Origin of the sequence: Nitrogeniibacter aestuarii (assembly GCF_017309585.1) — a bacterium.
GTDB lineage: Bacteria > Pseudomonadota > Gammaproteobacteria > Burkholderiales > Rhodocyclaceae > Nitrogeniibacter > Nitrogeniibacter aestuarii.
The window spans coordinates 2,616,523-2,641,717 of sequence record NZ_CP071321.1 but is presented as its reverse complement, the minus strand read 5'-3'; the positions used below and the strand labels follow the sequence as shown (position 1 = coordinate 2,641,717).

The following is a 25,195-nucleotide window of genomic DNA, read 5'->3' as shown; positions in this document are numbered from 1 at the left end:
GCCCGACCTATCCGGTCGATTGCTTTACCTGCGGGAACATTCACTAATAGAATGAGTCTGCTACTAAAGCCCCTGACGGGCGTTCAAGGAAGTCGCATTGAATAATCTGTTCAAAAACCTGGCGATCTGGATGGTGATCGGTGTCGTGCTGATGACGGTCTTCAATCAGTTCAACACCCGACAGATGGCCCAGCAGAGCATGGCTTACTCCGAGTTCATGCAAGAGGCCAAGTCCGGCAATATCAAGGAAGTCCAGATCGACGGGCAGGTCATCCACGCCCGCACTCAGGACGACCGGTCGGTCACCGTTTATCAGACAGGGCGGGATATCTGGCTTGAATCCGATCTGATGCGCTATGGCGTCAAGATTCGCGCAGCCAAGCCGGACGAGGAACAGTCCTTCCTGATGAACATCTTTGTCTCCTGGTTCCCGATGCTGCTGTTGATCGGTGTCTGGATCTTCTTCATGCGCCAGATGCAGGGCGGTGGTCGCGGCGGTGCGTTCTCTTTCGGCAAGTCACGGGCGCGCATGCTCGACGATTCGGCCAATACGGTGACATTCGCCGACGTGGCCGGCTGCGATGAAGCCAAAGAGGAAGTGTCCGAGCTGGTGGACTTCCTGCGTGATCCATCCAAGTTCCAGAAGCTGGGTGGCCGCATCCCCAAGGGCGTCCTCATGGTGGGTTCGCCGGGTACCGGTAAGACCTTGCTCGCCAAGGCCATTGCCGGCGAAGCCAAGGTCCCGTTCTTCAGCATCTCCGGCTCTGACTTCGTCGAGATGTTTGTCGGCGTGGGTGCGGCTCGCGTCCGTGACATGTTCGAGCAGGCCAAGAAGCAGGCCCCTTGCATCATCTTCATCGACGAAATCGATGCGGTCGGTCGCCAGCGTGGTGCCGGACTGGGCGGCGGTAACGACGAACGTGAGCAGACGCTAAACCAGTTGCTGGTTGAAATGGATGGCTTTGAAGGCGCGACCGGCATCATCGTGATTGCAGCCACCAACCGTCCTGACGTGCTCGACCCTGCGTTGTTGCGTCCGGGGCGCTTTGACCGTCAGGTTGTGGTGCCGCTCCCGGACATTCGTGGTCGTGAGCAGATTCTGCGTGTCCACATGCGCAAGGTGCCGATTGCGCCGGACGTCGAGCCGATGGTGCTGGCGCGCGGCACACCGGGTTTTGCCGGTGCAGATCTGGCCAACCTGGTCAACGAAGCTGCCTTGTTTGCCGCGCGCTCCAACAAGCGCCTGGTGGACATGGACGATTTCGAACGTGCCAAGGACAAGATCATGATGGGCGCCGAGCGCCGCTCTGTGGTCATGCCTGAAGAAGAGCGCCGGAACACGGCTTACCACGAGTCGGGTCACGCCGTTGTGGCCAAGCTGCTGGACAAGACCGACCCGGTGCACAAGGTCACCATCATCCCGCGCGGCCGCGCCCTCGGGGTGACCATGCAGTTGCCGGCAGAAGATCGATACAGTCAGGATCGCGAACGCCTCATGCAGACCATCGCGGTCCTGTTCGGTGGCCGTATCGCCGAAGAGATCTTCATGAAGCAGATGACAACGGGTGCGTCCAACGACTTCCAGCGTGCCACTGATCTTGCGCGACGGATGGTGACCCAGTGGGGTATGTCCGACGTTCTCGGTCCGATGGTGTATGGCGAAGAGGAGGGTGAGATCTTCCTCGGCCGTGCCGTGACCACGCACAAGAACGTGTCGGAATCGACGATGCAGAAGGTGGATGCCGAGATTCGTCGTATTCTTGATCAGCAGTATTCGCTGGCGCGTAACCTGCTCGAGCAAAATACCGACAAGGTCGAAATGATGACCAAGGCGTTGCTGGAGTGGGAGACGATTGACGCGAACCAGATCAACGACATCATGGATGGGCGTGAGCCGCGGCCGCCGAAGCCGAGCACGCCGCCCAAGCCGAAGTCCGGCGATGATTCGCCGGACGCAGCGCCTGCAGCGCCCCCTGCGCCCGCAGCCTGATTGAAGTATCGCGGACAGGGCCGGCTCAACAGCCGGCCCTGTTTTTTTGCCTGACACCATTCGAAGACCGACGACACCATGGCAGCCATCCGATACCGTATCGAGCCCTCCGATCTCGCCGCCCACCTGTTCGAAGTTCGCCTCGAAATCGATCGCCCCGCACCTCGTGATCAGGTGCTGAGCTTGCCGGCGTGGATTCCCGGTAGTTACATGATTCGGGACTTTGCTAAGAACATCGTGACGCTGTCTGCCGAGGCAGGCGGCAAGAAAGTGGATGTTGAAAAACTCGACAAGCAGACCTGGCGATGCGGTCGGGTCCTCGCCGACGCGATGTTGTGTGTGACCTATCACGTGTATGCGTGGGATCTGTCGGTTCGCGCGGCTCACCTTGATCAGACCCACGGCTTTTTCAATGGGACGAGTGTTTTTCTGAGTGTCGATGGTCAGGAGGATCAGCCCTGTCTGGTGGACATCTGTCCTCCAAAGGCAGCGCCTGTTGGTACCTGGAAAGTGGCAACGGCGATGCGCGAGGCCAAGGGGAGCAAGGGGGCCGCAAAGCGGCATGGCTTTGGCCTGTACAAGGCGGATTCATACGACGAGCTGATCGATCATCCCGTCGAGATGGGGGACTTCACGCTCGCGAGCTTCAAGGCGGGCGGGATCACGCACGAAGTCGTCCTCACCGGACGTCACGACTGCGATACCGAGCGTTTGTGCGCCGATCTGAAGAAGATCTGTCAGTGGCAGATCGACCTGTTCGGCGGTCGGCCGCCCATGGATCGATACCTCTTTCTCACCATGGTGACCGGCGATGGATACGGCGGGCTCGAGCATCGTGCCAGCACGGCCCTGCTGACATCGCGCGAGGACCTGCCATGGAAGGGCATGCAGGGTACGCCTGAGGCGTATCAGCGATTCCTCGGTCTGTGCAGCCATGAGTACTTCCACAGCTGGAACGTGAAACGCATCAAGCCGGCACGCTTTACGCCCTACGAACTCGCTGAAGAAAGCTACACGCGGCTGCTATGGGCGTTCGAAGGCTTTACCTCCTATTTCGATGACCTGTGTCTGGTGCGCAGTGGTGTTATCGAACCTGCGGCCTACCTCAAGACCGTCGGTGACGTCATCACGCGGGTCGAGCGGGGCAGCGGTCGGCTGAAACAGAGTGTTGCAGAATCATCTTTCGATGCCTGGAGCAAGTTCTACAAGCAGGATGAGAACGCCCCCAACGCCATCGTGAGCTACTACACCAAGGGCTCTCTCATTGCACTCGCGCTCGATCTCAAATTGCGTGGGGACAGCAAAGGCAAGAAGAGCATGGACGATGTCATGCGTGCGCTGTGGGCCCAGTACGGCGAAACCGGCGTCGGCGTCCCTGAGGATGGCGTGTTCACGGTCGTGACCGAGGTTTCGGACGAGCCGACCGCGCGCTGGCTCAAACGTGCTGTCACCGGAACGGATGACCTTCCACTGGCTTCGCTGCTCAAATCCCTTGGCGTGTCACTCACCCGTGTGCCGGGACAGCGCCCCTCGATCGGTATGCGCCTCAAGAGCAAATCCGGAAAGGCGGTGATTGCGGCTGTTCACGAGGCGTCCGCGGCCCACCTCGCAGGCCTGAGCGCCGGCGATGAGTTGATCGCGATCGATGGGCTGAGGGTGTCGGCCGACTCGCTCGACGGTGTGCTTGATCGCAAGGTGCCGGGCGACCGCCTGGAGGTTCACTACTTCCGCCGCGACGAGCTCATGTCATCCGTACTGAGACTGTCCCCGGCAGAGGAAACGGTCAAGCTCATGCTGGCGGCAAAGCCGGGCGCCGCGGCGAAGCGCTTGCGAAAAGCCTGGATCGGCGCCTGAACGCTCAGCGTTTTTTCGATAGCTGGGCAATGGCATCGGTCAGGCCGGCTAGCGTCATGGGGTACATCCGCCCCTTGCCGATAATGTCCTGGATGATTTCGATCGACTGGCGATAGCTCCACAGACGTTCTGGCTCCGGATTCAGCCAGGCCGCTGACGGGTAAGCGTCGAGCAGGCGTCTCAGCCAGGTGGCGCCGGCCTCCTTGTTCATGTATTCGACCGAGCCATGCGGATGCAGGATCTCGTAAGGGCTCATGGTCGCGTCGCCCACGAAGATCAGTTTGTTGTCCGGCCCGTACTTGTGGATGACGTCCAGCAGCGGGGTTCGCTCGCTGTGACGCCGTTGCGCATTTCGCCACACATGCTCGTAGACGCAGTTGTGGAAGTAGAAATACTCCAGATGCTTGAACTCGGATCTGGACGCCGAGAACAGTTCTTCGCAGACCTTGATATGATCGTCCATCGAGCCGCCGATGTCGAAAAACATGAGCACCTTGACGGCGTTGTGGCGTTCCGGACGCATATGCAGGTCGAGCCAGCCGGCGTTTCGGGCCGTTGCGGCAATGGTCGATTCCAGATCGAGTTCATCGGCGGCGCCGACGCGCGCAAATCGCCTGAGGCGCCTCAGGGCCACCTTGATGTTGCGCGTGCCGATCTCGACTGAATCGTCCAGATTACGGAATTCGCGCTTGTCCCAGACCTTGATCGCGGTGCGGTTTCCTCCGGATTCCCCGCCCACGCGGAGCCCTTCCGGGTGATATCCGTTGTTACCAAATGGGGATGTCCCGCCCGTGCCAACCCACTTGTTTCCACCCTCGTGGCGTGCCTGCTGTTCGTCCAGCCGCTTGCGAAACGTCTCCATGAGCGCGTCCCAACCCAATTTTTCGAGCTTGGCCCGTTCGTCCGGGGAGAGGTATTTCCTGGTGAAAGCCTTGAGCCATTCATCCGGCAGGTCCGCATCCAGCCCAGGCAGTTCGCTCACGCCTTTGAAGTAGCGCCCAAAGGCCTGATCGAAGCGGTCGTAGTGAGTCTCGTCCTTGACCAGACAGGTGCGGCAAAAATAGTAGAACTCATCGATCGAGTGCCCGCAGACGTGACTGCGCACGCCCTCGAGCAGGAGCAGAAACTCCTTGGTCGAAACGGGCAGTTTGTGGGTGCGCAGATACAGGAAAAAGTCGATCAGCACGTCGTGACACTCAGCGGTCCATGCGTATGACTCTCACTCTACCGGATTGGGCGTCAATGAGCAGTTCGCCCGAACCCCCGCGCGGGGTTGGCGTGCGCGGTGCATAGCGCACCGACCAGCCGCTGGTCGTCTTGAAAACGCGATAGTCCGTTTGCCATGGTGGTGGGGACGGGCGCTCGACAAAGTTGCGTGCCAGGCACATCGCCTGATTGAGCGTCACCACCGGCGGGGACGGACACAGCCCGGCGTATGCCGCGCTCGAAAGGGCGCACGCCATCACACACAATGAAAGTCGAACCAAGCGCTGACGTCTCCTGAGGCGCCAGCATGCATGATGCGATCAGGGCGCTATTGAGTTCGATACTCGATCAGTTCGATCTGATCTCGTTCGATTTCCGTCCCACTGGCGGCGTCGATGATGCGTTCCATCTTCACGTAGCGCTTGGTTTTGGGCGAGTACCAAACCGTAAGTTTTGTTTGCGTCGGCTCGACGTCGGCCTCGATCTGACTACCGCTCTGACGACGCTGCGCAAGCACCTTGACCTTGATCGTGTCGAATCGACCTGCAGGCACGGTCACGGTCTCCCGACCGACAACCTCGGCCTCTCCGCGCCAGTTGGTCCAGTGTGCGCCCACATCCGGAACTGAAAATCCTCGCCAGCGCGCGGTCTCGAGCGCATCGCCCGCGGCCAGCCAGGGGGCGAACTCCCAGCCCAGCCACGTCCAGTCGATGATGGCCGGGCGCACTCGGCTGGATCGCTTGCTACCACCCGGTCGCGCATTCGGGATCTTCAGCGCCATGGATTCGTAGATCAGCGCATCTTCGACTTTATCGACGGTGACCGAGACCGTGCGTTTGGGGCTGTTGGCCCATTTGCCGCGGGTCTGGTAGACCCAGCGGTCGCCAGGGCTCGGCAGTCTTGAATCACCGGCCGCCGCCGCGGGCGCGGCCGGTGAAGCCGTGATGCGTTTGCTGGTCTGGCCGTGGGCGTTGCTGGCCGTCACCGTGAGCGTTGTGGTTGTCGATAGTGGAATCTCGATGCAGCCGCGCGCGGGGTCGTTGGCAACGATATTTCCGGGGGTGATGCGCAGTTCAGTCGCGTGACGGGTTTCGTGACAAAGAGTGACGCCGCCGTCACGCGCCACAAGTTTGATGTCTTCTATCGAGGGTTTTGGCTTGACCGTCGCAGCAGGAGGCGCAGCGGGCGTGGCTGGCGGCTCTGGCGGTGTGCTCGGTGCTTGCGGTGCTGTGGGGGGCGGAGAAGCGACGGTATCAGTAGCGAGGCCGACGAGCGCGACGGCAGTGCTCGACCCTTGAGTGCGCACCGTCAGGCGCGCTGAATGGGCACCGGATGCCACAGGCTGATAGCGGACCGAGATGCTGCACTGGCTGTCCTCGCGAATGCCGGCGCTGCAGGTGTCGACCGGGGTTGAAAAGACGCTTGCATCCGGACCGTCAAGAACGATTTCAACGTTTCCGCTGGTGCCGCCTGCGTTTCGGACGAGCCATTCGAGGTGTTTGGTCTCCGATGCCGGCACCTTGCCAAAATCGAGTTGCGTCTGTGGGCTCGACAGACGGGGGGGCGACGTCTTGCGCTCGACGGCAAGCCGGGATGAATCCGTATCAACGCTGACCGAGTTGATCGGTTTCGCCGCCCAATAGGCGAGGGCCAGCACAAGTGCGATCGCCACAGCGGCGAACGCGAGCCATCGTTTGACGCCACGGGACCCCTTGCTTGGTGCTGTCTCGGGGGATGGCGGGGCTTGAGTCCCGCCGCCCGTTGCGGGTTCGACAGGCACGGGGTTCTGCTGAAGAATCTTTTCCAGCGTGGCGATGAGTTCGCCCGACGTGGCTTCCCACTGTTTGTGTGTGAGTTCCACCGCGTGGCGTCGCACCAGTGACTTCAGGTCGTCCGGCAGGGCGTCTGAGTCCGGCATTGGGGTGCCATCGAGCAGCACCGGCACCACACGTATATCGCGCCCAAGCGCCGTGCCGGTTTCGATGCGAATGAAATCGTTCGGGTCATCCAGCCGGCGGCGGCCGCGTACGTCGCGAATGTCGAGCCATTCGTCCCCGATCAGGACGATGAGGACGCGGCACGATCTCAGGGCCTTTTCGATGGCGACGATGAAGTCGGTGCCCGGCTCGATCCCTTCGACATCCATGAACACGCGATCGACCCCGAAATGGGCTGCCAGGCGGTCGTACAGACGCCCGGCGTAGCCGGCCGAGTCGTCGCGTCGATAGCTGATGAAAATACCGTCCAAACCGTCGTTATCCTCGCGGGTTTCCGCTCAGCATAACGTGAAGCAGGGCGCTCAGGAACCCTGCCGGTACTGGATCACGTCATCGCCACGCCTTGCTGCCGTTCAGCGGTTGCGCCGGTTCATGAAGAGCAGTCGCTCATAGAGGTGAACGTCCTGCTCGTTCTTGAGCAGTGCCCCGTGAAGCGGAGGCAAGGCCTCGCCCTGATCGTGTGTATGCAACACTTCCGCTGGAATGTCTTCGGCCATCAAGAGCTTCAGCCAGTCGATCAATTCCGATGTGGACGGTTTCTTCTTGAGCCCCGGAACATCCCGAAGGCCGAAGAAAACCTCCAGCGCCTCGGTCAGCAGCGTTTTCTTGATGCCGGGAAAGTGCACATCAACGATGGCCTGCATCGTCTCCCGGTCGGGGAACTGGATGTAGTGAAAGAAGCACCGGCGCAGAAACGCGTCCGGCAGTTCCTTCTCATTGTTGGAGGTGATGAACACGATCGGCCGGTTGCGCGCCCGGATCGTCTCGCGTGTCTCATACACATGAAACTCCATGCGATCGAGCTCGCGCAGCAGATCGTTGGGGAATTCGATATCCGCCTTGTCGATCTCGTCGATCAGGACCACGCACGGCGTGTCTTGTTCAAAAGCCTGCCACAGCACACCCTTGACGATGTAGTTGCCGATGTCCTTGACCCGATCATCACCCAGCTGCGAGTCGCGCAGCCGCGACACCGCGTCGTACTCGTAAAGCCCCTGTTGAGCCTTGGTGGTCGATTTGATGTGCCACTGAAGCAGCGGCACCCCGAGCGCAGCTGCCACTTCCTCTGCCAGCATGGTCTTGCCGGTGCCCGGTTCGCCCTTGATCAACAAAGGGCGTTCGAGCGTGATCGCGGCGTTCACCGCAAGTTTCAGGTCGTCGGTGGCGACGTAGTTCTGACTGCCTTCAAAGCGCATGGGGTTTCCTTGATCGTTCAGGCAACATTACATGAATGTGTCCTTTTCCCACATCGAGGAGATGCGAACGATCGTTTGATTATTCTGTAGCACTGCACTAGTGTGTATCAACTCCGTGTGCAGGGGACGCGGAAACTATAACCGACAGAGGAGATCCCTTATGCGTGGCTTGCGTCAAGTCTTCACCGCATTGTGCATGGCCGTCATGGCTCAGACCGGCACGGCTGCCTTGCTGTCAAGCGACTATTCCCAACTCGTTTTTTTCGGCGACAGCCTTTCGGACAACGGAAACGTGTTCGCGCTGAGCGGAAGTACGTTCCCGCCGCCACCCTATGTGGATGGCCGGTTCAGCAATGGTCCGGTGGCGGCGGAGTACATGGCCGACTCGCTCGGGCTGAGTCTGACCGACTTTGCCTTTGGCGGTGCCAAGACCGGGTTCGACGTGAATGGCAACGATAGCTTTCTGTGGGCTGAGGGGCTGAACGGAACCGGTATGCAGGCGCAAGTGGGTATGTTTGCCAATGCGCTCGGTGGTGCGCCGGCGGATCCGGATGCCTTGTATGGCGTCTGGGGCGGGCCCAATGATTACTTCGAGGCCGGTCTGACGCCCGATCAGTCGGTGGCCAATCTGATGGTGGTCCTGGGGGATCTTTACTCGCTCGGTGCTCGAAATTTCTTCCTGCCGAACATGCCGGATCTGGGCCTGACGCCCTCTTTTCTCGGCACCGCTGAGCAAGGCACGATGACGGCGGTTTCGGCGGGATTCAATCTGCTGCTCGACCAGGCCTTGATGTCATTCCGGATCAGTACGCCGGACGCGCGCGTGACGACCTTTGACACCTTCAATTTCCTCCGGGATGTCGTGGCTGACCCGGCGAGTGTGGGCCTGGCCGTGGTCGATGCTGCCTGCATCGACTCGCTTGCCTGCGTCCTAGATCCCAATGAACAGAGTACCTACCTGTTCTGGGATAGCGTCCATCCCACAACCGCAGCCCATCAGCAACTGGGCCTGGCGTTTGCCGATGCGGTGGCCCGCCAGATACCGGAACCGTCGACTGCCTTGCTCTCACTGCTGGCCCTCGGCGCGTTCATCGCTGCAAGACGTCGTGTCTTCTGAACACCAGATGAATTGAAAATGCCCCCGCCGGATTGATTCATGCTGCGGGGGTTTGCTCTGCCGCAGTGCGGCGCAAAACCGGTATTGGAAACTGTCTTTTCAATCCGATTCGAGTTCGTCGTATCGGGTTGCCACTGGAAAACGTGCGGATTTGCTCGGGTTGGCGTCGAGCTAGATTAGAAGTTGATGATTTTTAAGTAAATTTGTGCGTCGCAGCGAAGCGAGAATAGTTTGCAACACGCGCTTTTTCACCTTTAGAATCGACGGGCCGTTTCAGTTTCAGATTCCCCCAAACCCAACAGAGGAGTCTTCATGAAGGGACAACGGTTCATCCTGGCTGCCGTGCTGGCAGTCGCGTCCACAGCCACATGGGCAGCCGATGGCAGTGCCGAAGCTGCAAAACAAAAAATTTCCATGTGTGTGGGCTGTCATGGCATTCCGGGCTATCGCACGGCGTTCCCGTCTGTGTATCACGTACCCAAAATCGGTGGTCAGCACCCCGACTACATCGTGGCTGCGCTCATGGCCTACAAAGACGGTACGCGCAGTCACCCAACGATGCAGGGCATTGCCGCCAGCCTGAGTGATCAGGACATGGCGGATCTGGCTGCTTACTACGGGAGTGCTCAATGAAGTTGCAATGGATGGCTGTTCTGGTCGCCACGCTCGCCTGTGCCCCGGCGCTGGCGGGAGGTGATCCGGCAGCCGGTAAGGAAAAATCCGCGGTGTGTGCCGCGTGCCACGGGGCGGACGGCAACAGTCCGACGCCCATGTTCCCCAAGCTGGCTGGCCAGCATGAGGACTATCTGGTACGCGCTCTCACTGATTACAAACTCAAGAATCGCAAGAATGAAATCATGGCAGGTCAGGTCGAGCCGCTGAGCTCGCAAGACATTGCCGATCTCGCGGCCTTCTTCGCGTCCCAGAAGGGGCTGGTCGTCAAGAAGTAAATCTTGACGTTGAAACGGCAAAGGCGGGCTCAGGCCCGCCTTTTTTCATTTGGTGTCGGCCGTGTCAGCCCGCGATGGGGAGCCCGGCGCGCTTGCGTACGGCGTTCACGTAGGCCATGCCGTCAGGCGGCTGGCGATCGCGCTGTGCCCGCCAGATCGTCTCACCCAGACATTCCACCACGTCGTGGAGTGCATCGTGCCGGCTGCCGAGTTTGAGCTGAAGCTGAGCAAAGGCGGGCTTCAGGCCGGGCGGCTGGTCAATGGAGAGTTGCTCCTCCACCGCCAGGTGCAGCGACAGGTGCAGAAAAGGGTTGATCTGGCCATCCTCGGGCGCAAAGTCCTTGTCGATGGCCTCGGGATCCTCGAGCAGGGCATGGTATTCCGGGTGCGCCTCGGCGATGCCGATGAACATCGTTTCCATGGCAGTCAGGACGTTGCCGTCGCGGTGCTTCTTCCATGCCTCGATGAAAAACTGGCGCGCCTGGTCACGGCTGGGGTCGAACATGGTGTCAGTCCTCTGGGGCGCGCTCGATGGGCACGTCCGTCTTGTCCTTGAAATTGCACAGGTCGCGCACGATGCATTCGCCACATTTGGGTTTGCGCGCGGTGCACGTGTAGCGGCCATGAAGAATCAGCCAATGATGTGCGTCGAGCAGGAATTCCTTGGGCACCCGCTTGAGCAGGCGTTGTTCCACCTCGTCGACGTTCTTCCCACTGGCCAGGCCGGTCCGGTTGGACACACGAAAAATGTGTGTATCGACCGCCATGGCCGGTTGCCTGAAGATGGTGTTGAGCACAACGTTGGCGGTTTTTCGTCCGACGCCGGGGAGTGCGACAAGTTCATCGCGCGTATCCGGGACGTCTCCCAGATGGCGTTCCAGCAGCAGGTGGGAGAGTGCGGCGACGTTCTTGGCCTTGTTGCGATACAGACCGATCGTCTTGATGTGCTCGGCAATACCGGCTTCGCCCAGAGTGACCATGGCTTCGGGCGTGGGGGCTGCCTTGAAGAGACCGCGCGTCGCGATGTTCACGCTCTTGTCGGTGGCCTGGGCGGAGAGCACCACGGCAACCAGCAGCTGATAGGGCGAAGCGTATTCGAGTTCTGTCTGTGGAGACGGGTTGGCGGCGGCAAAGCGCTCGAACATCTGCGCGATGGCCTCGCGCGTCATCGGCCGCGCCATGCTCAGGCCTCGGCCGTGGTGGCGTCGGTCGATACCGGGGTAGCGGGTGCCGGTTTGTGCTCGTGCTTGCGCAGGTTGAGCCAGTTGAATGCCGCGATCAGGCAACCCAGCGCAAAGAAAGCCCCGGGGGGCAGGATGGCAATCAGGAAGCCCGGGTAGTCATCGCCCAGAAGCTTGATGGCACTTGCCTCGGGGATGATGAGGTCGATGCCGCCAAACAGGGTGCCCGAGCCCAGGAATTCGCGCACGGCGCCCAGCACGGCCAGCACCCAGAGCAGGCCGATACCTTGGGCGATGCCGTCGAAGGTGGACGCAACCGGGTTGTTCTTGGCGGCGAAGGCTTCGATGCGAGCGAGCACGATGCAGTTGGTGACGATCAGCGGAATGAAGATGCCGAGCACGAGATAAAGTCCGTGCAGATAAGCGTTGAAGAGCAGATCGACCACCGTCACCAAGGACGCAATCACCAGAATGAACACCGGGATGCGGATTTCGTAGGGGATGAAGTTGCGCAGGATGGCCACGCCGAGGTTGGCCAGCGCCATCACCAGGATGGTGGCCACCCCCAGACTCACGGCATTGACCATGGTGGTGCTGACGGCAAGGATGGGGCACAGCCCCAGCAGCTGGACCAGCCCCGGGTTCTGCTTCCACAGCCCGTTGATCCAGTTGTCCCGATTGAATTCGATCATTTCGCTTCCCCCCCAGCGTTCGGCTTGAAGGTGGTGCCCGTGGGCGTGGCGAACAGCGCCTCGCGGTGGGCGTTGGTCCAGTCGAGCGTCTTGGCGACGGCTTCGATCACGGCGCGTGCGCTGATCGTCGCGCCGGTGCGATAGATGAACCGGCCCCCGTCTTTCTGGACGCGCCAATCGTCACGGGGCAGGGTCTCGAACGACGTGCCCGAGAACTGATCGATCCACGGGCTGGCCTTGTTGCTGTCTTTCTTGCGATCAACGTAGTCCCCCAGCCCCGGCGTCTCTTTGTGATCGGTCACGCGCACACCCGACAGGCTCCCGTCGGTACGCACGGCGACGATCATGCCGATGGCGCCGCCATAGCCATTGGGCGCACGGGCTTCGACGATGAGGGCGACCGGACTGCCGGCTTCGCGCGCCCGATAGACCGTGCCGCCATCGTCCAGCCCGAGCTTCTCATTGGCCGGCAGGTGAATGGCGTCTTCGAGCAGGGCGTTGTCATAGGCGTCAGGCGGCAGCACCTCGGCAATCAGTTTGCGCTTCGTTTCGGCAACAGCCGCCGCGATGTCCGGCTTGGTGAGGCTGTAGGTGAACGCCATGGCCGCCGTGAACAGGGCCGCGAACACGGTCAGAATGGCGCCGGTACGGGCCGCGGTGCGCCCGGCGGTGTATTGCGTCGTGCTCATGACGCCCCTCCGTTCGACCCTTTGTGTCCGAAGACGGCGGGTTGGGTCTTCATGTCGATGAGCGGAACGCAGATGTTCATGAGCAGAACGGCAAAGGCAATACCGTCCGGATACGCGCCGAAGGTGCGGATGAAATAGGCAATGACGCCGATGCCCGCCGCGAAGATGAGTTTGCCGCGCGGCGTACTCGCGCCCGAGACCGGATCAGTCACGATGAAGAAGGCCGCCAGCAGGGCGCCGCCGCTGGCCAGATGGAACAGGGGAGAGGCGTATCGAGTGCTGTCGATCAGCCAGAACAGGCCCGAGATCGCAGCCATACCGGCCAGAAAGGCCACGGGCAGGTGCCATGTAATGGTCTTGCGCCACCACATGAAGAGGCCGCCGACGAGATAGCCAAGACCGATGTATTCCCAGCCCGCGCCACCGAGCACGCCGAATGCATTGCCCTGGAGAACGTCATGAACAGTGGCATTGCCACGGACACCGGTGCGCATCGCATCGAGCGGCGTGGCGCCCGTGATGGCGTCCATGTTGCCACCGACGATGTGCTGCCAGTGCGTCGCCAGATCCATCCAGCCGGCAGGCGGCCACTGGGACATGGCAGACGGATACGCGACGATCATCAGGCAGTAAGCCGCCATGGCCGGGTTGAAGGGGTTTTGCCCCAGACCGCCGTACAGGTGCTTGACGGCGACCACGGCCAGCACCGTCGCCAGGATGAGAATCCAGGCGGGAATGATGGGCGGAAACGCCAGTGCGATGAGCCAGGCCGTGACCACTGCCGACAGATCGGTCACATAAAGACCGACTGGTTTCTTTCGCAACCACAGCACGAGGGCCTCTGCGGCGATGGCGGCCAGCGAGGCGATCAGCAGGTTCACCACAATGCCGGGCCCGAACTGCGATACGTAGATGGCCACGCCCGGTACGAGTGCGACCAGCACGGTGAACATCACCTGCTGGACACTGGCGGGTTTGCGTACGAAGGGGGACGTGAACATCACTGTTTTTCCGGTGCGTCGGGCGGGGTGTCTTGGGCTGGTACTTCGGGCGCAAGCTCGGCCTGACGCCGTGCTTCGGCTTCGGCAATCTGTGCTTCGACGCCGGGCGGCAGGTTGTCGGTGTTCTTGGCCTGAACCTGCGCCTTTTGCTGTTTGGCCCGCTCCAGCGCCGCCTTGATCAAGGCGGCCTTGGCGTCATCTTCACCCGCTTTGGCGCCCGTATCAGCGCCGGACTCACCTTCCTTGGCTTTGGCCTCTTCAGCCAGTTTGGCCTTGGTGGCGGCAGCCTTGGCTGCAAGGCGTTCGGCCTTCTCGCGCTTCTCCCGCTCCTGGCGCTCGTTACGGAACTCGAAGCGATCCCGAGCGGCATCGGCAGCGGCTTTTTCCCGCTCGCGTGCCCAGATCTCGCTCTTGGAGAAGCGGTAGTAGTCCACCAGCCGGATGTGGGACGGGCACACATAGGCACAGCAACCGCACTCGATGCAGTCGAACAGGTGATATTCCTGGGCCTTGCCGAAGTTCTTCGCGCGCGAGAACCAGTACAGCTCGAACGGCTGAAGATCGGCCGGGCAGGCGCGCGCGCAGGCACCGCAACGAATGCAGTTCATTTCGGGCGGCGGTGGCGGGAAGAGTGACGGCGAGCAGGCAATCAGACAGTTGATGCCCTTGCCCAGCGGGACGTCCTGCGCCGGTAACTCGAAGCCCATCATGGGCCCGCCCAGCAGGGTGCGGTTGGTATCGGCCTTGGGGCGCGCCTGGGCGATCAGGTCCGTCACCGGCGTGCCGATGAGCGCGTCCACATTGCCCGGTTGCTCGACATTGCCGGTGAGCGTGACGACACGGGAGATCAGCGGCTCACCGAAGGCCATGGCGCGATAAACCGCCCGGGCCGTGCCCACGTTGAAACACTGCACGCCAAAGTCCGCCCCCAGTTTGCCGTGGGGGATCTCGATGCCGGTAAGCACACGAATGAGCTGCTTTTCGCCACCCGCCGGGTAAATCGACGGGATGGCCGTCACGGTGATGTCGCCGTCGGTGTCTTTCACTGCGGCGCGCATTGCCTCGATGGCTTCGGGCTTGTTGTCCTCGATACCGACGACAATGCGGGTGGCACCGACCAGTTCCTGCAGGATCAGTGCGCCGGCGAGAATGTCGGCGGGCTGTTCGCGCATGAGGCGGTCATCGCAGGTGATCCAGGGTTCGCACTCGGCCCCGTTGAGCACCAGGGTATCGATGCCCGTACCGCGTCCGGCCTTGATATGGCTCGGGAAGGTCGCCCCCCCGAGGCCCACCACGCCGCAGTCGCGCAGCCAGGCGAGTTTGTCCTCGCGGGTGGCATCGACCTTGTCGAAGCCATGGTGATCGATCCAGCGATCTTCGCCGTCGGCTTCGATGATGACGCAGCGAGTGCCCAGCCCCGAGGCGTGGGCCATGGTGTGCAGTTCAACGCCGATGACCGTTCCCGAAGTGGGCGCATGGATGGCGGTACCGAGGAATTCGTCGGGTACGCCGATGCGCTCGCCTTTGAGGACCTTCTGGCCCGGCTGGACAATGCAGCGTGCGGTCGTTCGAGCACTCTGGCGCAAGGGCACGAAGAGCCGGGCCGGCATCGGTGCCGTGCGAATCGGTGTCTGCGCCGATTCGTTCTTGTGCGTATCGGGTTTGACGCCGCCATTGAACTTGAAGAGCCCGGCGATCATGCAACCTCCTTGAGCTTGATGACCGGGTAACGCCACTTCCAGTTCTTGACCGTTTCGGGCAGCGGCTCCATGGTGATGCAATCGACCGGGCAGGGCGCCAGGCACAGTTCGCAGCCGGTGCATTCCTTTTCGATCACGGTGTGCATCTGCTTGGCGGCGCCCACAATGGCATCGACCGGACAGGCCTGGATGCACAAGGTGCAGCCGATGCAGGTCTCTTCGTCAATCAGCGCGACGGATTTGGGCTTTTCGACACCGTGTTCTTCATCCAGGGGTTTGAACTCGCGCCCGAGCAGATCGGCCAGGTGACGGATGCCCTCTTCACCGCCCGGCGGGCACTGGTTGATGTCGGCCTCGCCGTTGGCGATGGCCTCGGCATAGGGCCGGCAACCGGGGAAGCCGCACTGGCCACACTGGGTCTGGGGCAGGATCTCATCGATCTTGTCCACCAGCGGGTCGCCTTCGACCTTGAAGCGGATGGCGGCAAAACCGAGTGCGCCACCGAGCACGATGGCGATGCCGGCCATGACGATGATGGCGGTCAGCATGAACGTGTGCTCTCGGTGTGTGTGGCTGTCATGAGGTGCAAGCGTGTACTCATGGGTGTCACTGGTAGCGGTCCAGGCCGGCAAAGCCCATGAAGGCAAGGCTCATGAGGCCGGCGGTGATCATGGCGATGGCGGTGCCCTTGAACGGCAGCGGCACGTCGGCGCCGTCGAGGCGCTCGCGGATGCCGGCGAAGAGGATCAGCGCCAGCGTGAAGCCGATCGAGCTGCCAAAGCCGAACAGCAGGGATTCGAGCAGGTTGTGTCGCAGGCCCACATTGAGCAAGGGCACACCGAGCACCGCGCAGTTGGTGGTAATCAACGGCAGGTAGATGCCAAGCACCTGATGCAGTAGCGGGCTGGTCTTGTGAATGACCAGCTCGGTCAGCTGGACAATGGCGGCAATAACCACGATGAAGGACAGCGTGCGCAGATAAACCAGATCGTTCGGCACCAGCAGATAGTGGTCGATCAGGTAACTCGTACCGCTGCCCAGGGTGAGCACGAATGTTGTCGCTGCCCCCATGCCAATGGCGGTTTCGAGCTTTTTGGAGACACCCATGAACGGACACAGGCCCAGAATGCGGACCAGCACCACGTTGTTCACCAGAACGGCGCCGAGAATGACGAAAAGATAACTGCTCATATGCGCTTGAATTTTCCCAAGTCGTCGATTATCGCTTGCCGGTCAGGGGGGCTCAACCCTGCTGAAGTTATAGGTATATGACCGTCACGCCCGCGTGCGGCTTACACACTGGCCGTGGTGCTGACGCAATCGCGCACCAGCGCCGGACCGCGGTAGATGAGCCCGCTGTAGACCTGGACCAGCGAAGCGCCGGCCTCGATCTTTTCAAGCGCGTCACGGCCACCCAGAATGCCGCCGACGCCAATGATCGGCAGTTCGCCAGCGAGCTGTTGCGACAGCGACTGGATGATATGCGTGCTCGACTCGCGCACCGGCGCGCCGGACAAGCCGCCTTGTTCGTCACCATGTTTGACGCCCTGGACCTTGTCGCGGGCGATGGTCGTGTTGGTGGCGATCACCGCGTCGATGTGGTGGCGCTTGAGTGCGTCTGCAATGTTGGTGACCTGATCGGCTTCGAGGTCCGGCGCGATCTTGAGGGCGAACGGTACGTAGCGCCCGTGGGTGTCGGCCAGTCGTGTCTGGGCCGCCTTGAGCGGGCCGAGCAGGCCATCGAGCTCTGAAGCGCCTTGCAACGCACGGAGGTTCTTGGTGTTGGGTGACGAGATGTTCACCGTCACGTAGGTGGCCAGGGCATAGACCTTTTCGAGGCAGGCCAGATAGTCATCCACGGCGTTTTCAATCGGCGTGTCGAAGTTCTTGCCGATATTGATGCCCAGCACGCCCTTGAATTTGGCCGCCTTGACGTTTTCGATCAGCGCATCGACCCCGTGGTTGTTGAAACCCATACGGTTGATGATGCCCTTGACCTCGGGCAGCCGGAACAGGCGCGGCTTCGGGTTGCCCGGTTGCGGACGTGGCGTGATGGTGCCGATCTCGATGAAGCCGAATCCGAAGCGGGCCAGACCGTCGATGGCTTCTCCGTTCTTGTCCAGCCCGGCGGCAAGGCCCACCTTGTTGGGAAACTCGATGCCCATGACCGTCGTCGGCGTGGCCGGCAACGGCTTGGCAGGCGGCAAGAGCGCGCCCAGGCGCGACAGCGCGGACAGGGACATTTCGTGGGCGGATTCCGCGTCAAGCGCGAAGAGCAGGGGGCGTGCGAGGTCGTAGAGCATAGCGGCGCATTTTACTCCACTGCTGCCCTGATTTGTTGCGTTGCGTCAGCCTTTTAAGCCCGTTTCAGGCGGGTCTGATGGCTACTCGAAGTCGCTGTCGGTCAGCGGACGCCAGTTGCCGGCGACTCGCCCTTCGAGCGGGCGGAAACGCGATTTGTAGGCCATTTTGCGGCTGTCGCGGATCCAGTAGCCCAGGTAGAGGTAGGGCAGGTTGAGCTGGCGGCAGGCCTCGATCTGCCAGAGCACGCCCCAGGTCCCGTAGCTGGCGTTGGGGATTTCCGGGTCGAAGAAGGTGTAGACGCTCGACAGACCATCGGTGAGCCAGTCGATGATGCACACCATGCGCAGGATGCCATCCTGGCGAAACTCGATGAGCCGCGTGTCCACATGGCTCTGAAGCAGGAAGTGACCATACTGTTCGCGGCTGTCCTGGTCCATGCCGCCGCCCGCGTGCCGGGCCAGTTGATATCGCTGGTAAAGCTGATAGTGCTCGTCATTGAATTCGAGCGGCATCTCGCGCACGGTCATCTGGTGGTGTCGTTGCAACGCGCGCTTCTGGGAGCGGTTGGGGACGAACTTCGCGACCGGGACCCGGACAGGCACACAGGCCCGGCAGTGATCGCAGTAAGGCCGGTAGGTGAAGACACCGCTGCGTCGAAAACCGTTTCGAACCAGTTCCGAATAGACCGGTGTGTCAATGATGTGGTTGGGCGTGGCGACCTGCGAGCGAGCCCGCTGATCCGCCAGATACGAGCAGTCGTACGGACCGGTCACATAGAACTGAATGAGGGCGTAGGGATAATCCTGCTGCATGGGCCGTTGGGGGCGTCCTCATGAATCTCCGTCGGGTCGGCGCCAATCCTGCGGCGTCGGTAAGGGTGACACCAGACGGTTGAGTTCCTCGACGAACTGCGCTCTGGGGATCTCTTCGCCACCCATGGAGCGCAAATGCGCCGTCGTCATCTGGCAATCTATCACGCCAAATCCGCGTGGCTCAAGCAGTTCGCCCAGGTGCACCAGCGCCACTTTGGAGGCATCAGTGACCATGGAGAACATCGATTCGCCAAAAAACGCGCGATCGAGCGCAACCCCGTACAGGCCACCCACCAGCTGGCCGTCCAGCCAGCTCTCGATACTGTGCGCGAAGCCCTGTTCGTGCAGCCGGCAGTAGGCGCGCTCCATGTGCGGGGTGATCCAGGTGCCATGGGTTTGCGCTCGCAGCTGGCCGCAGGCATGGATCACGGCCGGGAAGTCGCTGTCGACGCGCAATTCGAATTTCCCCTGACGCAGTGTCTTGCGCAGGCTGCGTGACACCTTGATGTGACCCGGACGCAGGATCATGCGCGGATCGGGGCTCCACCACAGGATCGGTTCCCCGTCACTGAACCAGGGGAAGATGCCTCGACGATACGAAGCAAGCAGCCAGTGCGGCTCCAGCGAGCCGCCTGCGGCAAGCAGTCCGTTGGGTTCTTCGAGTGCCTGTGTGACCGGGGGGAAGGCCGGCTCGGTGAGCCAGGGAATCATGAATCGAGTTCGCTCTCGGGCAATCGCGCGGGCTCGAAAAAGGTGATCACGTGATCCACATTGAGCCGGATGCCGATACGTTCGCCCAGCGCATGATTGTGATGACTGGGCACCAGCGAGAGCAGCTTGACGCCGTTGTCGAGTTCCAGGGTGTAGAGGATGTCGGCACCCCGGAACGCCTTGTTGGTCACAACGGCCGTCTGTTCGCTGGCGTCGTCATGAACCACGTCATCGGGGCGGAGCAACACGTCCACGTCCGAGCCGGGCGGGCAGATGCCAAGCGGGCCGCAGTCCATGGGCAACTCGCTGCGCAAGGTGCCCAGGGCGATCTTGACCTGGTTCTCGCCGATGATGCGACCGGGGATCAGCACACCCTGGCCGATGAAGTCCGCCACGAAGCGGTTCACCGGCTTGTGATACAGGTTGTAGGGCGTGTCCCATTGCTGAAGCGCGCCGTCGTGCATGAGACCGATCACATCCGCCACGGCGAAAGCCTCATTCTGGTCATGGGTCACCAGAATGGCGGTGGTTCCGGTTTCCTTGAGAATGGCCCGCACTTCGAGCGACAGGCGCTCGCGCAGCTCGACGTCCAGGTTGGAAAAGGGCTCATCCATGAGCAGCAGATCGGGGGCGGGGGCCAGTGCTCGCGCGAGTGCGACCCGCTGCTGCTGCCCACCGGAGAGTTCATGCGGAAATCGTTGGGCCTGCGGCCCGAGGCCCACCAGCTCGAGCATGGCGTCGACGCGTCGGCTCCGGGTGCCGGCATCGGCACGGTGAAGGCCGAAGCCGATATTGTCGCGAATCGTCAGGTGTGGGAATAGCGCATAGTCCTGGAACACCATGCCGATGCGCCGACGCTCGGGGGGGATGTGCACGCCGGTACCGCTGACCTGTTCGGCACCGATGCGGATGCTGCCGCCATGGACGCGCTCGAAGCCCGCAATGGCGCGCAAGACGGTGGTCTTGCCGCAACCCGAGGGACCGAGCAGGCATCCGATACTGCCCTTTTCGAGGGCAAAGTCCAGCAAATCCACCACCAGGTGGCGGCCGTAGGCCAGCGTGAGCTGATCGACTTCAAGCAAGGTCATGGAATCGGCGCAATTCGCGGGTGAAAGAGAATGAGATCCATTATAATTTAGCCGCTCCACACCTCACGCATGAGGCTTGATTTTCTTGCTCCGGGCGCGGCCCGGCAGTACCGTCTGCCCAACATCCTACCTTCGGATCGATTGATTTGCCCAAGCTCCGTCGCTCAATGCCCCTCGGTGAGCACCGCTGGCTGACCGTCGCCGCCATTGTGGTCGCCGTGCTTGCGGCAGTGCCGATCATGGCGGTGTTTGCTTCGCTCACTGACTGGAGCACCGGTGATACCTGGTCACACCTGCTTGAGACGGTGCTGGCCGAATACGTGATCAACACGGTCTGGCTGTGCCTGGGCGTGGGCCTTGGTGTTGCAGTGGTCGGGGTCGCGACCGCATGGCTGACCGTGATGCACGATTTTCCGGGCCGTCGCCTCTTTGAGTGGGCCCTCATCCTGCCGCTTGCCATGCCGGCTTACGTCATGGCCTACGTATTTACCGATTTTCTGCAGTTTGTCGGCCCGGTGCAGACGGGGTTGCGCAACCTGTTCGGCTGGGAGGCCGGTGATTACTGGTTTCCCGACGTGCGAACAGTGGGCGGCGCGATCGCCATGTTTGCTTTCGTTTTCTATCCCTATGTTTACATGCTGGCGCGTACGGCCTTTCTGGAGCGTGCGTCCGGGGCCATGGAGGCAGGGCGCTCACTCGGACTGGGCCCGTGGGCCTGTTTTTTTCGGGTATCGCTGCCGCTGGCACGCCCGGCCATCGTGACAGGGACGGCACTCGCGTTGATGGAAACGCTGGCGGATTTCGGCACGGTTTCATACTTCGGGGTCCAGACGTTCACCACGGGCATCTATCGCGCATGGTTCTCCCTGGGGGATCGCACTGCAGCGGCGCAACTGTCTGGCGTGCTCCTGTCGTTCGTGATCTTCGTCCTGGTGCTGGAGCACATGAGTCGGGGGCGGGCCCGCTTCAACGACACCTCCCGTCAACGTCGCCCGGGGTTTGGGCAGCGCTTGTCCGTCATGGCGGGCTGGGGGGCCTTTGCCGTATGTTTCCTGCCTCTGCTGCTCGGGTTCTTGCTGCCGGCGGGTTTGCTGCTCAAGATGGCCTTCAATGAGGGCGATGCCCAGTTCGGGCCACGATTCATCGGTCTGGCGGCCAACAGTTTCACCTTGGCAAGCGTCACTGCCGTCATCGGTGTGGTGCTGGCCTTGCTGCTGGCGTATGCCCAGCGCTTGTCCCGAACCCCGGTCACCGCGTTCTTCAACCGGCTCGTGGGTCTGGGCTACGCCGTGCCGGGCACCGTCATTGCGGTGGGCGTGCTGATCCCGGTTACGCAACTGGATAACTGGCTGGCCGATGCCATCGCCGCGCTGTCCGGCGTGAGTCCCGGCCTCATTCTGACCGGTGGTATGGCGGCGCTGGTCTATGCCTATCTCACCCGCTTCCTCAGTGTAGCGCTGCATACCATCGATACCGGTCTGGGGCGCATCACCCGGTCGATGGATGAAGCGGCACGCAATCTGGGGGCTGGCCTGTGGGCGACCTTGCGCGGCATTCATGCGCCCATGCTGAGGGGCAGCCTGCTCACCGCAGGGCTGATGCTCTTCGTGGATGTGATGAAAGAGTTGCCGGCAACGCTTGTCATGCGTCCCTTCAATCTCGACACCCTGGCCACCCAGACCTTCAATCTTGCTGCGGATGAGCGCCTGGCGGAGGCCTCTACGGCGGCGCTCATGATCGTTGCCGTGGGGCTGGTACCCGTGATCGTGCTTTCCGCACAGATTGCGCGGCAGCGACGGAGTCAGGCGTGAGCACAGCCAGCCTGCGCATTGATTATGCGCAGGGCCGGTGTTTCATTCGACCGCTGGTGCCGGACGATGCAATGGCGCTGTTCGACGCCGTGAGCGCGTCCATGCCTGAGTTGTCGCGCTGGCAGGATTGGGCGAGCGCCGACTATTCAATCGATTCGGCGCGAGCCTTCATTGACGACAGTTGCGGTCAGTGGGCCGTTTCGCTGGCAAATCGGGAGTTCGGCATCTTCGACACGCAGCGCGAGCAACTGGTCGGCTGCGTCGGGATCAATCAGATCAACCCGTGCAATCGCTTTGCCAACCTGGGGTACTGGGTGTCTTCGTTGCACACGGGGCAGGGGGTTGCGACGCGTGCTGCGCAACTGGCGGTGCGGTTCGGTTTCGAGCACATGGGGCTCAATCGGCTGGAAATCGTGGTCTTGCCTGACAACCTGCGCAGCCGGCGCGTTGCCGAGAAGCTGGGTGCGCGTTGCGAGGGGCTTCTGGCGAACCGGCTGATGTTCCGTCAGCAGGCGCATGAGGCGTTGATGTTCTGCCTGACCCCCGGGGGCTGATGTAAAACGGAGGATCAAAAAACAAAAAGCCCGGCATGCCGGGCTTTTTGTCGATGTCGGGCTGATTACTGGTAACCGGCGCGATCATACATTTTCTGGGCTTCGGCCACGCCGTCGGCCAGTTCGGCGACCGGCAGCGGGTCTGCCTTGAATTCGCCCATCTTGTCCAGCGCCGGGTTGCTCACCTTGACGCTCGGCACGGCGGGCCACTCGTTGTTGCCGTTGGCGAAATACTGCTGCGCCTCGTCGGTGCTCAGGTACTCCAGAAACGCCTTGGCGGCGGCTGCATGCGGTGCAGTCTTGACCAGACCGCCACCGGAGATGTTCACGTGGGTGCCGACGTTGGCCTGATTCGGCCACACGATGCCGACCTTGCTGATCACTTCCTGGTCTTCCGGCTTGTCTGAATTCATCAAGCGGGCAAAGTAGTAGGAGTTAGCGATCGCCACGCCGCATTCCCCGGCGGCAACGGCACGGATCTGATCGGTGTCGCCGCCCTTGGGCTTGCGGGCGAAGTTGGCGACCACGCCCTTGGCCCAGGCTTCCGTCGCATCTGCGCCAAGGCGCTTGATGAGGGAGGCGCCCAGCGACAGGTTGTACGGGTGACTGCCGGAGCGGGTGCAGACCTTGCCCTTGAGCTTGGGATCGGCCAGATCTTCGTAATTCTGGACCATGGCCGGGTCGATGTTCTTCTGGTTGTACACAATGATGCGGGCGCGCTTGGAGAAGGCGAACCAGTCGCTGGTGCGCAGGTTGGCCGGGATGCGCTCCTCGAGCACCTTGCTGTCGAGCGGGGCAAGCAGGCCGAGGCTCGATGCCTTGCCGAGGCGTGAGGCATCGGAGGTGAGCAGGACATCGGCCGGGCTGTGTTCGCCTTCGTTGCGGATGCGCTCGATCAGGGCGTCGTCTTTGCCTTCGATGCGATTGACCTTGATGCCTGTCGTCTTGGTGAAGTTCTCGTACAGGACTTCGTCGGACTGGTAGTGGCGGGAGGTGTAGAGGTTGACCACCTGTTCTTCGGCGTGCGCGACGGCAGTGGTCAGGGTGGCAAAAATCGCCGAGACGAGTGCTAGACGTTTCATTCTGAAGGTTCCTTCGTGGATCGGATTCAAGCTGGAGGGAAGTGTAACGAGAACAATTTGTAAACACAAACCATTCGCGTTTAGGTATAGTGAATGAGAACCATTCGCATATAGGAGTTCATCATGAACGCAATGCTCGTCGGCGCAGATCGACTTGGCAATATTCCAGGCGTACTCGAAGAGTTCGGTATCCATATCGCGGCGCATGTGACCGGACGTGATCGCTCGCACCAGCGCCGCGCCTCGGATCTGCCCACCGGCATCGAGATGGTGATTCTGTTTACCGACTTTCTGGGGCACAACGTCATGCTGCGTTTCCGCGAAGCGGCCTCGCGAGCGGGGGTTGAACTGGTGTGTTGTCGCCGGTCGGTGTGTGCCCTTAAACAAGCGCTCGACAAACGCGAAGCCAGTCGCTGCCGTCAGTGCGAATCACCCGCCTGCGATCGCCGCAGTCGGGCATGAGCGTGTTCAGGGGGTGGTCTGGGTCGCCGCAGTCAGCTGCGTCTGAGGCTTGATCACTCGGCGGGCGCCGTTGAATCGCTTGTTCCAGTAGCTCACGCTGAGCTTTTCGATGCGAACCTTGCCGCCCTTGGAAGGCGCGTGCAGGAATCGGTCGTTGCCCAGATAGATGCCAACATGGGAGAAGGCGCGACGGCGGGTGTTGAAGAACACGAGGTCGCCGGGTTTGAGCTCTTTGCGAGCAACCTTGACACCGGCGAGTGCCTGCCCGCGCGTGGTGCGCGGCAAAGACATGCCGAGAGATTCGAAAAACACCTTCTGGACCAGGGCGCTGCAATCGAGGCCGACATCCCGGGTGGTGCCACCGTAGCGGTAGGGGATGTCCAGAAAGCTCAAGCCGTGCAGCACGACTTCGGTGAGTTGAGGCTTGCGACTGGGCTTGACCGTCGGATCCACACTCACCACCGGGACAGCGTCAAGCTGGGCCGAAGGTGCCTCGGTCGCATGGGCGGAGCCCAACAGGCAGGTCAGCAAGAAAGGTAGCGCTGTCAAAAATCGCATCGGCGTGACTATACGCATGACGAGATGTTTCGTAAAGCGCTGATTTAATGGCGGTCTTTGCGAGCGCCGTTCAGTGCAACCCCATGCATCGGGTCTTCGTCGGGTTGTCTGGCCGCAGAACCGGGGGCTCGCAAAAGCGAAGCGGTCGAGTTCGACAGCATGAGTCCTGACCCAATAGTCTAGGCCCTGTGTTCTCCAGAAGTGCCTCCGACAGCATGATCGCTCTCATCTCAGCCTGCT

At 61.6% G+C, this 25,195-nt stretch carries 25 protein-coding genes; 8 read left to right on the top strand and 17 right to left on the bottom strand.

The window, feature by feature from the left end; genetic code table 11:
* The first annotated feature begins 97 nt into the window (after nucleotides 1–97).
* Nucleotides 98–1,990, top strand: a complete 1,893-nt coding sequence (ftsH, locus tag J0W34_RS12170; protein ID WP_227814261.1) for an ATP-dependent zinc metalloprotease FtsH — start codon at nucleotides 98–100, stop codon at nucleotides 1,988–1,990.
* Between the two features lie 78 nt (nucleotides 1,991–2,068).
* Entirely contained in the window at nucleotides 2,069–3,844 is a 1,776-nt protein-coding gene (locus J0W34_RS12165) for a M61 family metallopeptidase (RefSeq protein ID WP_230968967.1), read from the top strand.
* Between the two features lie 4 nt (nucleotides 3,845–3,848).
* On the opposite strand, the gene J0W34_RS12160 is transcribed toward J0W34_RS12165, so the two are convergent.
* The 3 genes from J0W34_RS12160 to J0W34_RS12150 all read right to left on the bottom strand — a co-directional run bounded on the left by J0W34_RS12160 (nucleotide 3,849) and on the right by J0W34_RS12150 (nucleotide 8,243).
* Nucleotides 3,849–5,030, bottom strand: coding sequence for a vWA domain-containing protein (locus tag J0W34_RS12160; protein WP_230968966.1), 1,182 nt, complete (start codon nucleotides 5,028–5,030; stop codon nucleotides 3,849–3,851).
* Between the two features lie 348 nt (nucleotides 5,031–5,378).
* Nucleotides 5,379–7,298: a TIR domain-containing protein gene (locus tag J0W34_RS12155; RefSeq protein WP_230968965.1), complete on the bottom strand. Its 1,920-nt coding sequence runs from the start codon at nucleotides 7,296–7,298 to the stop codon at nucleotides 5,379–5,381.
* Nucleotides 7,299–7,400: 102 nt separating this feature from the next.
* Nucleotides 7,401–8,243 carry an AAA family ATPase gene (locus tag J0W34_RS12150; protein WP_230968964.1) on the bottom strand — a complete coding sequence of 281 codons (843 nt, stop codon included), beginning with the start codon at nucleotides 8,241–8,243 and terminating at the stop codon, nucleotides 7,401–7,403.
* 160 nt (nucleotides 8,244–8,403) lie between these two features.
* On the opposite strand from J0W34_RS12150, the gene J0W34_RS12145 reads away from it, so the two are divergent.
* The 3 genes from J0W34_RS12145 (at nucleotide 8,404) to J0W34_RS12135 (ending at nucleotide 10,310) form a co-directional block, all read left to right on the top strand.
* Complete coding sequence (locus J0W34_RS12145) at nucleotides 8,404–9,360, top strand: SGNH/GDSL hydrolase family protein (RefSeq protein WP_230968963.1); 957 nt, start codon at nucleotides 8,404–8,406, stop codon at nucleotides 9,358–9,360.
* Between the two features lie 312 nt (nucleotides 9,361–9,672).
* Nucleotides 9,673–9,993, top strand: a complete 321-nt coding sequence (locus tag J0W34_RS12140; protein WP_227814271.1) for a c-type cytochrome — start codon at nucleotides 9,673–9,675, stop codon at nucleotides 9,991–9,993.
* On the top strand, nucleotides 9,990–10,310 hold the full coding sequence (locus J0W34_RS12135; protein ID WP_227814272.1) for a c-type cytochrome: 321 nt from the start codon (nucleotides 9,990–9,992) through the stop codon (nucleotides 10,308–10,310). Before J0W34_RS12140 ends, J0W34_RS12135 begins: the two co-directional genes overlap by 4 nt.
* A 64-nt stretch (nucleotides 10,311–10,374) precedes the next feature.
* Here the strand turns inward: J0W34_RS12135 and J0W34_RS12130 are convergent, their stop codons facing one another.
* The 12 genes from J0W34_RS12130 to J0W34_RS12075 all read right to left on the bottom strand — a co-directional run bounded on the left by J0W34_RS12130 (nucleotide 10,375) and on the right by J0W34_RS12075 (nucleotide 20,488).
* Entirely contained in the window at nucleotides 10,375–10,815 is a 441-nt protein-coding gene (locus tag J0W34_RS12130) for a DUF1841 family protein (protein ID WP_230968962.1), read from the bottom strand.
* A 4-nt stretch (nucleotides 10,816–10,819) separates the two neighbouring features.
* Nucleotides 10,820–11,479 (bottom strand): endonuclease III, encoded by a 660-nt coding sequence (gene nth / locus J0W34_RS12125; RefSeq protein WP_230971677.1) that lies wholly within the window; start codon nucleotides 11,477–11,479, stop codon nucleotides 10,820–10,822.
* A gap of 14 nt (nucleotides 11,480–11,493) precedes the next feature.
* The gene (gene rsxE, locus J0W34_RS12120; RefSeq protein WP_227814275.1) at nucleotides 11,494–12,183 is read right to left on the bottom strand and encodes an electron transport complex subunit RsxE; all 690 of its coding nucleotides are present in this window, start codon (nucleotides 12,181–12,183) and stop codon (nucleotides 11,494–11,496) included.
* Nucleotides 12,180–12,872 carry an electron transport complex subunit RsxG gene (rsxG, locus tag J0W34_RS12115; RefSeq protein WP_230968961.1) on the bottom strand — a complete coding sequence of 231 codons (693 nt, stop codon included), beginning with the start codon at nucleotides 12,870–12,872 and terminating at the stop codon, nucleotides 12,180–12,182. The genes rsxE and rsxG overlap by 4 nt, the downstream gene beginning before the upstream one ends.
* Nucleotides 12,869–13,873, bottom strand: coding sequence for an RnfABCDGE type electron transport complex subunit D (locus tag J0W34_RS12110; RefSeq protein ID WP_230968960.1), 1,005 nt, complete (start codon nucleotides 13,871–13,873; stop codon nucleotides 12,869–12,871). The genes rsxG and J0W34_RS12110 overlap by 4 nt, the downstream gene beginning before the upstream one ends.
* Nucleotides 13,873–15,573, bottom strand: a complete 1,701-nt coding sequence (gene rsxC, locus J0W34_RS12105; protein WP_230968959.1) for an electron transport complex subunit RsxC — start codon at nucleotides 15,571–15,573, stop codon at nucleotides 13,873–13,875. The genes J0W34_RS12110 and rsxC overlap by 1 nt, the downstream gene beginning before the upstream one ends.
* Nucleotides 15,570–16,121, bottom strand: coding sequence for an electron transport complex subunit RsxB (gene rsxB / locus J0W34_RS12100; protein ID WP_227814279.1), 552 nt, complete (start codon nucleotides 16,119–16,121; stop codon nucleotides 15,570–15,572). The genes rsxC and rsxB overlap by 4 nt, the downstream gene beginning before the upstream one ends.
* A gap of 58 nt (nucleotides 16,122–16,179) precedes the next feature.
* Nucleotides 16,180–16,764, bottom strand: a complete 585-nt coding sequence (rsxA, locus tag J0W34_RS12095) for an electron transport complex subunit RsxA (RefSeq protein ID WP_227814280.1) — start codon at nucleotides 16,762–16,764, stop codon at nucleotides 16,180–16,182.
* 101 nt (nucleotides 16,765–16,865) lie between these two features.
* Nucleotides 16,866–17,876, bottom strand: coding sequence for a quinone-dependent dihydroorotate dehydrogenase (locus J0W34_RS12090; RefSeq protein ID WP_230968958.1), 1,011 nt, complete (start codon nucleotides 17,874–17,876; stop codon nucleotides 16,866–16,868).
* Nucleotides 17,877–17,957: 81 nt separating this feature from the next.
* Nucleotides 17,958–18,689: an arginyltransferase gene (locus tag J0W34_RS12085; RefSeq protein WP_230968957.1), complete on the bottom strand. Its 732-nt coding sequence runs from the start codon at nucleotides 18,687–18,689 to the stop codon at nucleotides 17,958–17,960.
* Nucleotides 18,690–18,707: 18 nt separating this feature from the next.
* A complete protein-coding gene (gene aat / locus J0W34_RS12080) occupies nucleotides 18,708–19,400 on the bottom strand; it encodes a leucyl/phenylalanyl-tRNA--protein transferase (RefSeq protein ID WP_230968956.1) in 693 nt (230 codons plus the stop codon).
* Nucleotides 19,397–20,488, bottom strand: coding sequence for an ABC transporter ATP-binding protein (locus tag J0W34_RS12075; RefSeq protein ID WP_227814284.1), 1,092 nt, complete (start codon nucleotides 20,486–20,488; stop codon nucleotides 19,397–19,399). Before J0W34_RS12075 ends, aat begins: the two co-directional genes overlap by 4 nt.
* 167 nt (nucleotides 20,489–20,655) lie before the next feature.
* Here J0W34_RS12075 and J0W34_RS12070 point away from each other — a divergent pair, with 167 nt between their 5' ends.
* Together J0W34_RS12070 and J0W34_RS12065 are read left to right on the top strand one after the other, a co-directional pair.
* Nucleotides 20,656–22,299 carry an ABC transporter permease gene (locus tag J0W34_RS12070; protein ID WP_230971676.1) on the top strand — a complete coding sequence of 548 codons (1,644 nt, stop codon included), beginning with the start codon at nucleotides 20,656–20,658 and terminating at the stop codon, nucleotides 22,297–22,299.
* The gene (locus J0W34_RS12065; protein ID WP_230968955.1) at nucleotides 22,296–22,853 is read left to right on the top strand and encodes a GNAT family N-acetyltransferase; all 558 of its coding nucleotides are present in this window, start codon (nucleotides 22,296–22,298) and stop codon (nucleotides 22,851–22,853) included. The genes J0W34_RS12070 and J0W34_RS12065 overlap by 4 nt, the downstream gene beginning before the upstream one ends.
* Before the next feature lie 65 nt (nucleotides 22,854–22,918).
* On the opposite strand, the gene J0W34_RS12060 is transcribed toward J0W34_RS12065, so the two are convergent.
* Nucleotides 22,919–23,935: an extracellular solute-binding protein gene (locus J0W34_RS12060; protein ID WP_227814286.1), complete on the bottom strand. Its 1,017-nt coding sequence runs from the start codon at nucleotides 23,933–23,935 to the stop codon at nucleotides 22,919–22,921.
* Nucleotides 23,936–24,058: 123 nt separating this feature from the next.
* Between J0W34_RS12060 and J0W34_RS12055 the strand changes: the two genes are divergently transcribed.
* Entirely contained in the window at nucleotides 24,059–24,397 is a 339-nt protein-coding gene (locus J0W34_RS12055; RefSeq protein WP_227814287.1) for a DUF2325 domain-containing protein, read from the top strand.
* Between the two features lie 6 nt (nucleotides 24,398–24,403).
* Here J0W34_RS12055 and J0W34_RS12050 read toward each other — a convergent pair whose 3' ends face one another.
* Nucleotides 24,404–24,955 carry a C40 family peptidase gene (locus J0W34_RS12050; RefSeq protein WP_227814288.1) on the bottom strand — a complete coding sequence of 184 codons (552 nt, stop codon included), beginning with the start codon at nucleotides 24,953–24,955 and terminating at the stop codon, nucleotides 24,404–24,406.
* Between the last annotated feature and the right edge of the window lie 240 nt (nucleotides 24,956–25,195).

Coding starts and splice junctions, on each gene's coding strand:
- J0W34_RS12070 (WP_230971676.1), top strand. CDS start 20,656: ATGCCCCTCGGTGAGCACCGCTGGCTGACCGTCGCCGCCATTGTGGTC.
- J0W34_RS12145 (WP_230968963.1), top strand. CDS start 8,404: ATGCGTGGCTTGCGTCAAGTCTTCACCGCATTGTGCATGGCCGTCATG.
- J0W34_RS12060 (WP_227814286.1), bottom strand. CDS start 23,935: ATGAAACGTCTAGCACTCGTCTCGGCGATTTTTGCCACCCTGACCACT.
- J0W34_RS12140 (WP_227814271.1), top strand. CDS start 9,673: ATGAAGGGACAACGGTTCATCCTGGCTGCCGTGCTGGCAGTCGCGTCC.
- rsxG (WP_230968961.1), bottom strand. CDS start 12,872: ATGAGCACGACGCAATACACCGCCGGGCGCACCGCGGCCCGTACCGGC.
- aat (WP_230968956.1), bottom strand. CDS start 19,400: ATGATTCCCTGGCTCACCGAGCCGGCCTTCCCCCCGGTCACACAGGCA.
- J0W34_RS12110 (WP_230968960.1), bottom strand. CDS start 13,873: ATGTTCACGTCCCCCTTCGTACGCAAACCCGCCAGTGTCCAGCAGGTG.
- J0W34_RS12055 (WP_227814287.1), top strand. CDS start 24,059: ATGAACGCAATGCTCGTCGGCGCAGATCGACTTGGCAATATTCCAGGC.
- J0W34_RS12090 (WP_230968958.1), bottom strand. CDS start 17,876: ATGCTCTACGACCTCGCACGCCCCCTGCTCTTCGCGCTTGACGCGGAA.
- J0W34_RS12050 (WP_227814288.1), bottom strand. CDS start 24,955: ATGCGATTTTTGACAGCGCTACCTTTCTTGCTGACCTGCCTGTTGGGC.
- J0W34_RS12130 (WP_230968962.1), bottom strand. CDS start 10,815: ATGTTCGACCCCAGCCGTGACCAGGCGCGCCAGTTTTTCATCGAGGCA.
- J0W34_RS12150 (WP_230968964.1), bottom strand. CDS start 8,243: ATGCGCTTTGAAGGCAGTCAGAACTACGTCGCCACCGACGACCTGAAA.
- nth (WP_230971677.1), bottom strand. CDS start 11,479: ATGACGCGCGAGGCCATCGCGCAGATGTTCGAGCGCTTTGCCGCCGCC.
- rsxE (WP_227814275.1), bottom strand. CDS start 12,183: ATGATCGAATTCAATCGGGACAACTGGATCAACGGGCTGTGGAAGCAG.
- J0W34_RS12165 (WP_230968967.1), top strand. CDS start 2,069: ATGGCAGCCATCCGATACCGTATCGAGCCCTCCGATCTCGCCGCCCAC.
- rsxC (WP_230968959.1), bottom strand. CDS start 15,573: ATGATCGCCGGGCTCTTCAAGTTCAATGGCGGCGTCAAACCCGATACG.
- rsxA (WP_227814280.1), bottom strand. CDS start 16,764: ATGAGCAGTTATCTTTTCGTCATTCTCGGCGCCGTTCTGGTGAACAAC.
- J0W34_RS12085 (WP_230968957.1), bottom strand. CDS start 18,689: ATGCAGCAGGATTATCCCTACGCCCTCATTCAGTTCTATGTGACCGGT.
- J0W34_RS12075 (WP_227814284.1), bottom strand. CDS start 20,488: ATGACCTTGCTTGAAGTCGATCAGCTCACGCTGGCCTACGGCCGCCAC.
- rsxB (WP_227814279.1), bottom strand. CDS start 16,121: ATGCTGACCGCCATCATCGTCATGGCCGGCATCGCCATCGTGCTCGGT.
- J0W34_RS12135 (WP_227814272.1), top strand. CDS start 9,990: ATGAAGTTGCAATGGATGGCTGTTCTGGTCGCCACGCTCGCCTGTGCC.